The following is a 14369-nucleotide window of genomic DNA, read 5'->3' as shown; positions in this document are numbered from 1 at the left end:
TAATCAAACCGGCTAACTGCTGGTTTTTTTATGCCTGAAATTTGAGTTTATACCAATTAATACCAATTGTATTAAATAACTGATCTAAATTTTGCGCCGGAAAAATGGCTTAGTTTGAGGCGTAAGTTGATGTAAATGGTTGTTCCCTATGCGAAACTTACAACAAAAAATAAGTTGTTTTAACAAGTAAAATAGATCAGTTACTTACTATGATTGGTATAACTAATTAGTTAATTAGCTAAGCTTAAACAAAAACACCGAATGGCAACATTCGGTGTTTTTTATATAATAAGAATTAATTAATTCTTATTAGTGAAGCTCTTTGACTTTCGGGTATATCATCAATAAATGTAATAGTTAAAGAGTCTTCTTTAGCTTCTTCAGTTTTCAACTTTAATGATGAATTTGAATGCTCTGGTAATTTAAACATCGCACCTGTTGCTGGATCTACAATTAAAAAACCAATCAAGCTACCAAAAATAAGATTACCAAAATACCAACCATCAATCGAACTATCAATTTCAACGATTTTCTCTTCATAACCCTTTTTATTTATTATTAGAGTATATGTTTCTCCTTGAAAAAAACCTGATGATGCATCTAAAGAAATAGAGCTAGGAGTTCTTCCACTATGAATAGTAAAACCAGCTTTATTTTTTAAAATAAAAGTAGCTTCAGAAGGCTCGCTAGAAATAGCTACATTATATTTACTATCGCTAACGATACTTGAACAACCTGACATCAATACGGCAGAAAGGGCTAAAGCCGATAATTTAAAATCCATTTTATATACCTATTTTGGAGTTAAAGTTAATTTTTCGCGACAATAGCAAATAAAAGTCAAATAAACAATTAAAAGTGAATAATTTAGCTTTATAAACTATATATCTATTAAAGGCTTTACAACAAAAAACCGAATGCAAGACATTCGGTTTTTTATAGTTAAGTAACGGTAGAAACTCACTCAAAAACAGGACGAAAGAAACTGCGCTCATAGCTGATAATACATTGTGTTTCTTCAGCATATCTAAAGGCTTCAATACACTCTGCATCAAACATCGAATCAATACGATACTGTTCATAACTGGCTAAACTATCAAAAGAAAACAAAGCGAGCGCTTTATTATTTGCCCCCTCTGAAGGTAAAAAGTATCCATGATGTTGCCCACCAAATTTATTGACTAAAGGTATCCAGAGCTTTGCATAACGTTCAAACTCTTTAAGTTTGTAGGGGTCGATAACGTAATTCAAATAGCAAGTGACCAAAATGGTTTCTCCTAATAAATTGATGGTTGATTAATATTGCGCTGATTAATCATTCTAAAAGTTAAATTGATACGTGGAGTACTGATTTTTTTAGTGGGTGGTAAACAATGTAACCAGTGGCTTTGTGTTTCGCCTCGCATCACTAATAAACTACCATGTTGTAATAAAACCGAAAGGGTTTGTTGATCATGTCTATGTTTAAATGAGAATTTTCGCTCCGCACCTAGACTAACGGAAGCTATTGCACCATTTTTAATCAAATCTTTTTCGGCATCACTGTGCCAGGTCATCCCCTCTTCTCCACTGTGGTATAAATTTAATAAACAGGCATTAAATTGATAACCAGTCTGTTGCTCAACCAACTGCTTTAATTCTAATAACTCAGGTGTCCAAGGTAAGGCGACTTTTGTGATGTTCGAGTAAGTGTAATGGAAAGGCTGGTCACCATACCAAGCAACTTTTCGAGATGTAATAATATACTGCCCTTGAATATTAGCTTGATCATGCTTCCACTGGATTTGGGTTAACAGCTTGTCAAAAAAATCATCTGCTTGTTGATAAGACAACATCATCCCGTAATACTCAACAATACCATCGTAATCGATAATACTAATGGGTGCAGGTGCTAACTCAGCAAACAAGTCCATATTGTACATTTAGGTGCCTTTTTAAAGGGCAAGATTTGCTTGCCATTAGAAATTTCACTTCTAAATTAGCAATTAATGTTAAGACCTGCAAATATTGACAGTAAAACTTAGATCTCTATTTAAGCTAAGGTTTTCTCACTGTTATATAACTCTTTAAAAAGTGAGCGCATCCAAACACACATAGGGTCATCGTGAAAACGTTTATGCCAATATAAGTAAACGCAGCCAAAACCAATTTGTAATCCATCTGGTACATCACGGGTTATTAAACGGGGATTTTGGCAAGCAGTTTCGGCAAAAGGTGTTGGTAAATAAAAAATAATATCGGTTTCAGCAGCAATGCTTGGTGCAGAGCTAAAATTACTTAAATGTACAGGTACTGACAATGGTTTTTTGCTAGAGATTAACCCTAGCTCTTGAAATTTATGGTCAAAGGGCAATTTCTTCTCACCTTGCAAAGAGATTTGTCCAAAGTCGCAACTTGCTAATTTTTCCGCAGTTAACGGCTGATCCGCCAATGGGTGTTGCTTATTCATCAATAGTTTAAATGTTCTATTGGCGACCTTCATACGATAGATATTTTGCTCTGACGTTGGCGGCTCATGTGCAGATAAAGAAAAGTGGACTTCGCCTGCTATCAATGCTTCAAAGTGACGTTTAGGCGTAGAATCTAGGCTTACAACCATGTTAGGTGCAAGTTTTCTCACCTTAGCTATCACCTTAGGCATAAAACAATTGAATTGAGGCTGCAGACCATAAAAACGCACTTCACTGGTAATTGTGGCTAGGTCAAATGATTGTTTGTGCGCTAACTTTTCTAAGCTTGCAATCACCGTCATAATATCCGGTTTAATGCTCTCAGCCTTGGAAGTTAATTCATACCCGTACTGTTTACGTACTAACAACTCATCGTCAAAGAATACACGCATTTTTTGCAATGATCGACTCACCGATGACTGGCTCATATTAAGGGCGAGTGCGGTATTAGAAACATGTTTTTCTTCTAATAAATGCTTTAAAACATATAACAGATTCAAATCAATTTGAGCGAGGTTCATTGTCTTCCTTTACATTAATCTTATTGATTACCACTATCATATCAATTTGCGACAGATAATGACTAATCAATTAATGTAGAAAGACCAAGGAAGGTGCAGAAACCATCAAGATGAAGATTTATTACGCAACAAGGCGAGAAAAGGGATGGTAAGTCAATCAGTGACATCACATTCAGCTAGTTTATTAAACTCAATGTGATGTACTGGCATCAATATAAAAGTGGTTATTTAACAGCTAATTTATTCGCCGTCCAAACGTACAATAACTCTAGCGCTATCGTTGCAGCCGCTAAGGCAGTAATATCGCTTTGGTCATAGGCTGGAGAAACTTCCACTACATCCATTCCTACTAGATTAATACCTTGTAGAGCACGAATGATCTTTAATGCTTTATCTGAGCTAATCCCACCACAAACAGGTGTGCCTGTTCCTGGCGCAAAAGCGGGGTCTAAACAATCAATATCAAAGGTCAAGTAGACGGGTTTATTGCCTACTGTTGCTTTAATTTGTGCCACGATGTCATCCACACTTCGATCATTGGCTTCCATCGCATTAATCACATTAAAACCATGACCTTGCTGTTTATATTCAGTACGGATACCAATTTGTACTGATGATGCAGGATCAATCAACCCCTCATTGGGTGCATGAAAAAACATAGTGCCATGATCGTAACAGCTACCATTATTGTAAGTATCAGTATGTGCATCAAAATGGATAAGGGCCATCTCACCATGATGCTTTGCATAAGCACGTAATAAAGGCAGTGTCACAAAATGATCGCCACCTAAACTTAACAGCATTTTGCCACTATTAAGAATCTGATCGGCCGCCGCTTCAAGGCGTTGTGTCATATCCTGTGCATCGCCACAATCAAACACTAAATCACCCGCATCTACCACCTTGGTATGGTCGAATAACTTAAACTGCCATGGAAATTTCTTACTTTCCCATGATAAGTTGACTGATGCGCGTCGCATCGCATCTGGCCCCATACGCGCACCGGATCGCCCTGAGGTCGCCATATCAAATGGCACACCTAAGACCACTACATCAGCTTCTGCTGGCAATGGATTTTTCACTAATGGACGACGCATAAACGTCATCGCATTAGAATATAAAGAGACATCCTCTTTAGTGAACAAGTCATCAAAACCATGCTTAGCTGCAACTTGAGATGAAGCTGACATCTAAAACCCCTCTAAATAAGTGTAACCCGCTAGACCTTGCTCTAGCTCATCTAAAATACTTTGCTGCTCTTCAAGTGATACACGAGAAGACGCTAAAGCGCGGTAATTATCGCGTATTGCCTCAACATCGATATGCACATATTTCATTACATCTTCAACGGTGTCACCTTCGTTAACGGATTCAATATCTAATCCACCTTGTTGATCAACATTCACTACCACACTGTGCGTGTCACCAAATAGATTATGCATATCACCTAAAATCTCTTGGTACGCACCGACTAAGAAAAACCCCATTAAATAAGGCTTATCCGCAGACCATGCTGGCACCGGTAAGGTTGTCTCAATGCCTTGACCATCAACGTATTGGTCAATCACACCATCAGAGTCACAGGTAATATCTAATAATACAGCACGGCGCTCACCTGCATTTTGCAAGTTAGACAGTGGTAAAATTGGGAATACTTGATCAATTCCCCATGCATCTGGCACCGATTGAAATAGCGAAAAGTTAACAAAAAACTTATCTGCTAAACGCTCATTTAGATCGTCTAAAATTGGACGATGAAAACGGTTTTTAGTACTCATTTGCGAGCTTAATTCATGGTAAATACGTAATGCAACTTGTTCACCCCAAGCACGTTGTTGCAGGTTAATCACACCCGTTGCAAATTGATTATGTACTTCTACAATGTCACTTTGTGTATCATTGTAGATTTCAATCAATGCACGATCATCACTGCCACCAGATAATAAACTCCAGTTGTTCCACATGTTTTGTAACAACAATGACGCTTGCTCAACAGGTGCTTCAATCACCTCTGGTTTATAGGTTTCCGCACCAATAACATTAGTAATTAACACCGCGTGATGTGCTGTTAATGAACGACCAGACTCAGAAATAATCATCGGCTTTGGTTGCTCATAAAGGCTACATACATCGCTAATGGTGATCACGATATTACGTGCGTATTCCGCTAAACTATAGTTCATCGAGTTATGTGATTGACTACGTGTTCCATCGTAATCTACCGCTAAACCGCCACCGACATCTAAGTAATCTAATGGCACACCCATCGCTCGTAATTCACAGTAAAAACGCGCGGCTTCACTGACGCCATTACGTACATCACGAATATTCGCCATTTGCGAACCTAGGTGAAAATGCACAAGCTGTAATGTATCTAATTGGTTCTCTGCTTTTAAACGTTCAACCACGGTTAATACTTGTGAAGCAGCTAAACCAAATTTAGATTTTTCACCACCGCTTGATTGCCATTTTCCTGCACCTTGCGATGCTAAACGAATGCGTAACCCCATACGTGGCTTAACGCCTAATGCACGCGCTTCTTCTAACACTAAATCTAATTCTGATAGTTTTTCTAAAACAATCAGCACTTTATGGCCTAGTTTCTCTCCAATTAATGCTAAACGAATATACTCTCGGTCTTTGTAGCCATTACACACAATCACAGAGCTTGCTTGATGTGCTAACGCTAATACCGCTAATAACTCAGGTTTACTACCTGCTTCCAAGCCGAGTTGTTTTTGTGCTAGCTTTGCTTGGCTCGCTAAGATTTCATCAACCACTTCTTTCTGTTGATTCACTTTAATTGGATAAACTAATAAATAGCTATTATCGTATTCAACTTCTTTGATTGCTTGGTTGAAAGCATCACAAATATTATGCACACGTTGATGCAAAATTTGTGGGAAACGCACTAATGCAGGCATACTTAAATTGCGTGCTTCTAATTGCGCAGCAATGTCACTTAATGCGACTTGGTGGTCACTATCACTACGAGGTGACACATACACTTCACCTTGATCGTTAATACCATAAAAACCTTGGCTCCAGTAGCGTACATTGTATTCAGCTCGGATGCGTTCCATATCAATTGAATGTTGCAAATTCATATCTCACAAAAATAAGTAGAAATAATCATGACTCACTAAATTGAAGTCATAAGTTAACGAAAAATTTAATCGGGCGGATTATTGGTGAAGAATGCATCGGCGTCTAGATAATAATTTTGCACTTATTAATCAAAAAAATTGTTTAATAGGATAACTCTATGCATTTTTATTGATTACAAATAACGAATAATTTTATTATAAGCAGAGTGCAATAGGTTAAGCACTCAAACGCTCAGTGTTATCAACGTTTGAGTGAATACAGGAAGATTAATAGGGAAAAGTGGTCAAAACGGTAAAGAACGCGGTCAAGATTATTTAAGTTTGCTCACTAAGATTTGCTCGACACGCACGCCTTCGAGATCGAGCACCTCAAATTTATAACCTTGGTGGATAAAATTATCAGTGCGCTTGGGTAAACGTTTTAAAATATAAATCATAAACCCAGCAATCGTTTCGTATTGGGTACGATCAGGGAAATCCTCAATAGATAAACAACGCATCACGTCATTGATTGGGGTTAACCCTTCAATTAACCACGAAGATTCATCACGTTGCACAATCTGTTCTTCATCTTGATGTGTAATTAATTCACCCATAAAGCTACTGAGTAAATCTTTTACTGTCACAATGCCCACCACAGTGGCGTATTCATTAACAATGATAGCAAAGGGTTGTGTGGCGACTTTAAAGGCATTCAATGCTTCAGAGAGCGTCAGTGTTTCTGGTAAATAGAATAGATCTTTATCGACCTGTGTTCGGTGAATTTCTGCTAACTCCCCTTTTAGCACCAAACGTAAAATTTCCTTCGATTCGATACTGCCTTCAATATTATCTAAACCACCATTGCACACTAAAAAGTCATTGTGTGGTTGTTCAATAATTTTCTGACTAATCTCTTCGCTGCTATCGTCTAAATCAAAATAGATGATCTGATCACGCGGTGTCATCACACTACCTATGGTGCGCACATCGAGGTCAAATACATTACCAATTAACTGATACTCTTGCTTTTGCAAACTACCATCTTCAGCGCCCGCATCCATCATCGCAATAATATCTTCAGTGGTGACTAACTCAGTTCGTTCCGTCGGGATATGAAACAAACGTAACATCATATTGGTTAACCCATTAAATAAAAAAACGGCAGGCATTAATACAAAAGTGATGCCACGCATCAAAGAGACAATACGAATAGCCACTGATTCAGGCATAATAATCGCTAAACGTTTTGGTAGCAGGTCAGCAAACAGAATAAACAAAGACGTTAAACAGATAAAAGAGAGGATAAAGCTAACCTGATTGAGCAACTCGCCTTGGTAAAACAAACTAATAACTTGTTTAATATAAGGTGTTAAAGCTTGCTCACCAATAATCCCACCTAAAATTGAAATGCCGTTTAACGCTATCTGCATCATGGCAAAAAAATTGCCCGGTTGCTGTTGCAACTCCAACACTTCCAAAGCTTTAGCACTCCCCTCATCAGCCATGACACGCAACTTTATCTTGCGTGCTGCCGCAATCGATATTTCAGACATAGCAAACACAGCGCCAGCTAATATTAGTAAAACAATGCTTAATACATCGCTCAATTTTTATATCCTTTTATAGTAACAAATCATCGAAAATAATTGTTACTGCCTAACAGACTAACCCATTTAGCTGTAAAATTTGGCGCATTATAGTGTGAGTTTAGCGTTCGACAACGCTTATTTTATGAAAAATGCGTGTTTATTTATCAACCATATTTAAGAGACTGAATTTATTACTTAAATCAGCAAGAGTAAGTTAATAGAAAGGAGGATTGATGAGTTGATAAAGCGGTCACTAACAAGAAAATCATATCATGCTAGCTACCCTTAAAAATGTTTGATGCGGCGGCACGCCATCAAAACTTTCGACTCGCCGCGTTAGAGTTAAACCTGACACAGGGAGCGGTGGCACAACAAGTCCGAAAATTAGAAGCTGACTTAGGCGTGCAGCTATTTCAACGCCAAGCGCGAGGCCTTAAACTAACCGACCATGGCAATACTTATCACTTAGCTATTCATCGAGCCTTAAATATCATTGATCAAGCAACACAACTTATTCAACCAGAAGAAGCAACTATTACCATCAGTATTACCCCCTCTTTTGCTTCGAAATGGCTAGTACCTAGGTTATCTAACTTCTTGCAGCAATATCCTAATATTAATGTACAAACTATAGCCACTGAAAAGTTAACCAACTTTCAATCGGATAATATCGACTTGGCCATTCGACAAGGGCGCCTAACAGCAGTAAAAGGTCTACATACACAGGCCTTATCACCACTTAATCTACGTGCAGTGTGTAGCCCGCACTTTGCCAAAGATTTGCAAGCGATTAACAGATTAGAAGATTGTCTCAGTTACCCTTTAATTCAAGACAGTCATAAATTGTGGGATACATTTTTATCAGAAAATGAATTAACAACACAAAGCAAAATAGCGCAATTCAACCAAACCACCTTAGCTATAGATGCCGCAGCAAATGGTCAAGGTATTGCCCTGGCCCCGCAGATTTTGTTCAATAATGAATTAGCCCAAGGCCGTTTGATTGAGTTATGCCCTGATACCCGCGACAATCAAGGTGGCTATTATTTAGTCTATCCCGACCATCATAAAAACAGCCCAAACCGCGATGCGTTAATTAACTGGATCTTCTCAGAGTTCCAAATAAATGAATCATCGCGATTACTTGAATGACCTGATCAGGCTATCTAGTCGATTAGTCTGCTACTGACTCTTTGCCCCTCCCACACCTTGATCAATAAGCAAAATCAAACAGTAGTGCATTATTAACGGCAATTAGTTTATTATGTGCGTTGATTTTTAAACTTGATAAGAAAAACAAGACCGTTAAAAATCTAGGTGAGTCGCATCAAGCGATAACTAAAGTGAACTTAGGTAAATAGACTGTTCTGATAACATCGATTATGACAATAAGAGAGCCCCTATTAGACACTACATTTAATCAAAGGAAGGAAAATAGCTTGTGATACCGATGACCTTAAAAAATAAATAAGTATCAGTATTTTATTTATGTCATTAGTGTCAAAACAGACTCATTATTTTTAATAACAATAATAAAAAATGATAATTTTAAAGGCAGTTTGTGCTGGTTAGTTAATGGTAATTCTGTGCTTTTCAACCAATAAAACCTTTAAAAATTATCAGTCCTAAATTTTAAAAGGAAAAATAATGAAGTTTGCAAAAATTATAATGTTAAATTTTGCTTTATTAACATTATCTGGATGTGTGGGTGGATTAACTGAAAGACAGGAAAGAGAGTATGCCGCGTTTGAAAATGATGGCGTATTAGTAGAAGAGAAAACACCTACATTGGGTGCAGTACTAGGTATATTACCTGGTGCCGGGTCTTTTTATACTGGCAACCCAGGACGTGGTATTACGAATCTACTTTTATGGCCCTTTTCTATATTATGGGAGCCAGTAAATGGCTGGAATGGCGCCAGAAAAATTAACTATGATATGACAGCCTACCGCCTTAAAAAACAACATGAGGAAGAGCTATTAATATTAGAGTTTCAATACAAAAATGGTGAAATGGATAATAATGAGTACTTCTTTAAACTACAAAGATTAACTCAAAAATATCAGTATCAATATTAATAAGGCCAATTAAGCCAGATCCTGTGAACAATAAAGACAGAGTTTGTATAAGAAAAACACAAACTCTGCCTATTTTTCTGTTTAATGCGTATAAACAAACCCGCCGTATAGATATTTAGTTGCCTCAGCACCTAACACCATAACTTTATCACCCCTGTTTAACTTACCTGAATTTACTAATCGCGCTAAGCTCACCCATATCGCAGCCGACCCTAAATTGCCTAAGTCTTTAGCATCATTAATCACTTTATGTGGAGCTATGTTCAACTTTTTGGCGATCATAGTATCGATATAACCATTGGCTTGATGTGGTAAAATATAATTAAAATCATCCAATTGATATCCTCGAGAAAGCACTGCTTGCAACCCCAATTCAAAAAGTGACTCTCCATTATCTTTCACCGCTTGGGTATTATGATGAAAGCGAGCCATTTCACCTGTCCCGACTGTTTTTGAGCCGCCATCAAGATAAAAGCCAGGGGCTTTACCATGACCAATTTGCCCCATATAAATATCACTGAGGCGTTGTTCGGGCTTTGTCGCTTGCTGTACTATCGCCGCAGCGCAACCATCCCCCATTTGCATATAATTAACCATTTGAGAGGTACTAATAAAAGCGTTGTTAATATCAAAATAAACCGAGCCTGTTTCACAACCAACAATAGCTAACGGCCTTGAATCACTTACACTAAAGGCGCTGGCTATTTGTAACGCATTAGCGAAGCCTGTACAGGCTTGTCTTAACTCCAAATACGGTGATTGTAGCCCTAATTTATCGGCAATCCAGGATGCGTTGGGAGGCACTTGAGTATGTGGCGTACAGGTATGACTTAATAAATACCCTAAGTCATTCGCCGTTAAGCCTGCCGCAGTTAATGCCGCTGTTAATGCTTGATGACTCATATCAATACTGGTCGGAGAGCAAGCACTTAATGGTTTTGCCAAATCTCTTACTAAATAACGCCCTTCAATACCTAACCGTTTGGCTATTATTTTTGCTTTTCGTTGCGCGGTTTTTCCACATAACCTATTCAATGCAGAAAACAAAGTTTGGTTTGTAACCTGTTGTGGAGGTAAAAATGCATTAATCGCTAATAAGTTCAGTTCGTTAGGTGCAAAAGTTACTGCCATTTCGACTCCAAAGTATTGAATACCCGCTCTAGGTCTACGCCTAATGCGGTAAAGTGCTGGGTTTGTGTTATTAATAATTGATGTAATAGACCACTGATAATTTGTTGTTCATGTTTAAACATTGCCGAAGTGGCCCCGAGAGCTTGAGCATGGCGTTTTGCTATATAAACATGTTTAGCTTCATCTTTTTTAATCAAGCCACAGAGCACTGCAAAAGGGTGAGACTCACCTAATAAGCAATGTGCTAACGCATGCATAATTTGTGTCACACAGGCATCTAAAGTGGCGATTTTAATAAAGTGCTGACAACGACTTTCACCACGACCTAATTTGGCATAGAACAACCTCGCCTGCCCTTGAATCTTATTCTGCTGTGCCACTACAGGTAGATGTTGCAGCACCCATTGTAAAGCTTGATCGTGCCTTGCTTCATCTTGTTCGACACTTATTAAACTCTTGATCATCCTGTAATTTTCAGGACTATCTTGAACAAATAAACGGGTGATCTCTTGATTAAATACTAATTGAGCCGACTGCTCACCGCACAAAAGCAAAGGGATCAGATGAGCTAATGCATATTGATCTTCACTCTGCCAACCTGCGGGATGATTGTCGGGATGGTAAGTCCAATTTCTGATACGTTGCCCATTGGCGTTATGTCGACCATCGACTAAAGCATAAGATGATTTAGGTAAGGCAAAACAGCGAGTGAGGTTAGCAGACATAGTCTTCACCATACCAGTGACAGTGGTCACTGCTCGCGGATTTTGTAATATATCTATTATCTAACACAGTAAAGCACGAGCTACTGTTGTCGGGGAGATGAGTGTTCAAGGTCATCAATTTACTTCCTCATTAGCAGTTATTACTAATGAGAGACCTTGTTCAAAAAACTTTTAATTCAATTATTGATGATAATGGCAAAATATAATAAATGACTTATATTTTGCTGACCTATATTTTCTAATCAATAAGCCAGTACAACCAGGAGTATCAAGAGGTTTACCAAAGCATAATAAGCGCACTAAAAATGCAATAAAATGAAGCTAGGCTATTTAATGGTTATTTTTCGCCTAGTATTAAAAAATAAAAATTCAACACGCACTTTTAGCATCTATTATTCATTAATTTTTGAAGCACCCTGCCCATTTACCTAAAAAACAAACAAAATCAATGATATATGTAAATTTACATAATTTACATTTATTTTTTGCATAATCAATATCGTTTAAATGCATATGAGAATGATTGCCTTTAATATCAATATAAAGTCTAATCCACCTCGAAAAATTACTAATGATAATCATTATCAAGGGCAACAAACTTTTTATATATACCGTCTCTATTAGCAGCACTCTAGCTCTGTATTAGTTATTTATATGATAAATAATATTTAAATAGGTTCAGTATTATTTCAGGATGAGATAAACAATGCATAATTCATTACCATTCAAACGCCTACCTATAACCATTATGATTAGCTCAGTACTCTCTGCTTCTGCATTTGCAGCAGACGCAGAAACACCAGCAGCAACAACTTATGATGCAGTTGAGGTTTGGGGCACCCAAATCAACAACGAAACGTCTTTATTAACGCAGGATATTGAGTCAAAGCAAGCAGATCATATAAGTGGTTTGTTACGTGACCAAGCTGGTGTTGACGTAGGTGGTTCACACTCACTAAACCAATCAATTAACATTCGTGGTGTGACTGAGACTGACTTAAATATCACTATTGATGGCGCAGACCAAAGTAATAACGTATTCCACCACGTGGGTAACTTACTGATCAACCCTGATATTCTTCAATCAGTTGATCTACAAGTAGGTACGAACTCAATAATCAATGGTGGTTTAAGTGGCGGTGTTGCATTTGAAACTAAAGATGCTGACGATCTATTAAGAGACGGCGAAACTGTAGGGGCACGTGTTTACGGTGGTTATGCAGATAACGATTATTACTCATACTCAGGGACTGTTTACTCACGTATCAATGAGCACTTTGATTTCCTAGCGTATTATAACGCGATTGACCGTAACAACTCTGTTGACGGTGAAGGTAACGAGAAACTAGGTCAAGAAGGTAAGATGCAAAATATCTTACTAAAAGCAGGTTTTAACTTCAGTGATTCAAATAGATTAGAGCTGAGTTATGACTACTACGATGATTCAGGTGATTATGCACTTCGAACCAACTTAGGTGCAGATTATGATCCAACAGGCGCAATCTATGATATTTCATATAACAGAGAAACTATCACGTTAAACCACGAGTTATCACTCACACAAACTCAGATTAACTCAACACTGTACAGTAACACCATGACTTATAATCCAGATTACGGTGAAGGCAGTACCAATAATGAAGGTATTACCAACAACATAGGTTTTAAAGTATTGGCAGAGACAGATGTTCAAGCAAGTGAAGCCTCTTATACGTTACGTTACGGTATCGAAGGTCAAAAACAAGATGCAGAAAGAACCACTGATGGTGTTCGTACTGGTAACAAAGAATATGTAGACAGCGTTGCTGTATACATTGAAAATGAAATTGCATTAACCGATAAACTATTGGTAACGCCTGGTGTTCGTTATGATGTCTATGCAATGGATGCAAACTCATCAGACGATACATTCAAAGAAGTAAGCTTTGCATTAGCTGCCGAATACATGATTAATGACGAGTGGACAACACGTGCCAGTGCGACTGAATTGTTCCAAGGTCCTGTATTACCAGGTTCATTCTTATCTACAGTACATGATGACAACCCTGACCTAAAAGCTGAAACAGGTATTAACTACGAAGTTGGTTTATCTTACGAAACAATAGACTTTGTGGGTATGGATGAGTTTGGTTTCTCTGTTACTTTATTTGAAACACAAATCGATGATTACATTGATAACTCTATCACGGGTAAAGTGGGTATCGAGAACTTAGGTGATGTGCAAATTAAAGGTGTTGAATCAAGTGTTAACCTACGTAAAGGTCAATTCACTAGCCGTTTAACATACTCACACTCTGATTCTGAATACACAGATGTTAATGAAGATGCTAACTCAGATTACCTAAAAACAGTTGGCCAAGCATTGGATAATGAAGTAGGTGATAGTTTCTCACTTAACCTAGGTTACACCTTCCCAAGTATTAACGTGAATGTTAGCTGGACAAGCATGGTGACATTAGACTTACATAAAGATGTATCAGAAGATACTTCAAAAGCAGGCTACGACGTACATGACTTTTCTGTACAATGGCGCCCAGCACAAGTTAGAGACCTAACGTTAACAGCTGGTATCGATAATATCTTTGATGAGCAATATGCTTCACATGCTTCTAATTACACGAGTCTAGAAGAAGATACATACTCAACGGACTATGAACCTGGACGTAACATCAAAATTTCTGCTTCTTACCAGTTCTAATTAGCCATAACTAATTGTAAATGAATAAAAAGCCCTGTCATTATGTTGGAATGACAGGGCTTTTTTATTGATCTTCACCCGCAAAAG

The 14369-nt window shown here is 37.8% G+C and carries 12 protein-coding genes; 3 read left to right on the top strand and 9 right to left on the bottom strand.

The features are described from left to right. Positions 1-295: 295 nt before the first annotated feature. From DS885_RS06365 to DS885_RS06335, 7 genes are all read right to left on the bottom strand, one after another. The gene (locus DS885_RS06365) at positions 296-784 is read right to left on the bottom strand and encodes a hypothetical protein (protein ID WP_113818595.1); all 489 of its coding nucleotides are present in this window, start codon (positions 782-784) and stop codon (positions 296-298) included. Between the two features lie 176 nt (positions 785-960). After that, a complete protein-coding gene (locus DS885_RS06360; protein ID WP_113818594.1) occupies positions 961-1266 on the bottom strand; it encodes an NIPSNAP family protein in 306 nt (101 codons plus the stop codon). A gap of 11 nt (positions 1267-1277) precedes the next feature. Next, on the bottom strand, positions 1278-1922 hold the full coding sequence (locus DS885_RS06355; protein ID WP_220149654.1) for an alpha-ketoglutarate-dependent dioxygenase AlkB family protein: 645 nt from the start codon (positions 1920-1922) through the stop codon (positions 1278-1280). A gap of 110 nt (positions 1923-2032) precedes the next feature. Then, a complete protein-coding gene (locus DS885_RS06350; protein ID WP_113818593.1) occupies positions 2033-2971 on the bottom strand; it encodes a LysR family transcriptional regulator in 939 nt (312 codons plus the stop codon). 224 nt (positions 2972-3195) lie between these two features. Beyond that, the gene (gene speB / locus DS885_RS06345; protein ID WP_113818592.1) at positions 3196-4161 is read right to left on the bottom strand and encodes an agmatinase; all 966 of its coding nucleotides are present in this window, start codon (positions 4159-4161) and stop codon (positions 3196-3198) included. Further along, on the bottom strand, positions 4162-6072 hold the full coding sequence (speA, locus tag DS885_RS06340) for a biosynthetic arginine decarboxylase (RefSeq protein ID WP_113818596.1): 1911 nt from the start codon (positions 6070-6072) through the stop codon (positions 4162-4164). Between the two features lie 317 nt (positions 6073-6389). Next, positions 6390-7667, bottom strand: coding sequence for a hemolysin family protein (locus DS885_RS06335; RefSeq protein WP_113818591.1), 1278 nt, complete (start codon positions 7665-7667; stop codon positions 6390-6392). Between the two features lie 273 nt (positions 7668-7940). Between DS885_RS06335 and DS885_RS06330 the strand changes: the two genes are divergently transcribed. Both DS885_RS06330 and DS885_RS06325 read left to right on the top strand, forming a co-directional pair. Continuing rightward, positions 7941-8801, top strand: coding sequence for a LysR substrate-binding domain-containing protein (locus tag DS885_RS06330; RefSeq protein ID WP_113818590.1), 861 nt, complete (start codon positions 7941-7943; stop codon positions 8799-8801). 495 nt (positions 8802-9296) lie between these two features. Beyond that, positions 9297-9728 carry a hypothetical protein gene (locus tag DS885_RS06325; RefSeq protein WP_113818589.1) on the top strand — a complete coding sequence of 144 codons (432 nt, stop codon included), beginning with the start codon at positions 9297-9299 and terminating at the stop codon, positions 9726-9728. An 81-nt stretch (positions 9729-9809) separates the two neighbouring features. Here DS885_RS06325 and DS885_RS06320 read toward each other — a convergent pair whose 3' ends face one another. Both DS885_RS06320 and DS885_RS06315 read right to left on the bottom strand, forming a co-directional pair. Then, positions 9810-10859: a 3-oxoacyl-ACP synthase III family protein gene (locus DS885_RS06320; RefSeq protein ID WP_113818588.1), complete on the bottom strand. Its 1050-nt coding sequence runs from the start codon at positions 10857-10859 to the stop codon at positions 9810-9812. Next, entirely contained in the window at positions 10850-11584 is a 735-nt protein-coding gene (locus tag DS885_RS06315; RefSeq protein ID WP_113818587.1) for a hypothetical protein, read from the bottom strand. The genes DS885_RS06320 and DS885_RS06315 overlap by 10 nt, the downstream gene beginning before the upstream one ends. A gap of 706 nt (positions 11585-12290) precedes the next feature. On the opposite strand from DS885_RS06315, the gene DS885_RS06310 reads away from it, so the two are divergent. Then, complete coding sequence (locus tag DS885_RS06310) at positions 12291-14282, top strand: TonB-dependent receptor domain-containing protein (RefSeq protein ID WP_113818586.1); 1992 nt, start codon at positions 12291-12293, stop codon at positions 14280-14282. Positions 14283-14369 lie beyond the last annotated feature (87 nt).

The organism is Psychromonas sp. B3M02 (assembly GCF_003318165.1).
Taxonomy (GTDB): domain Bacteria; phylum Pseudomonadota; class Gammaproteobacteria; order Enterobacterales; family Psychromonadaceae; genus Psychromonas.
The sequence above is the reverse complement of the archived record's forward strand: the minus strand, read 5'-3'. Positions and strand labels throughout refer to the sequence as shown.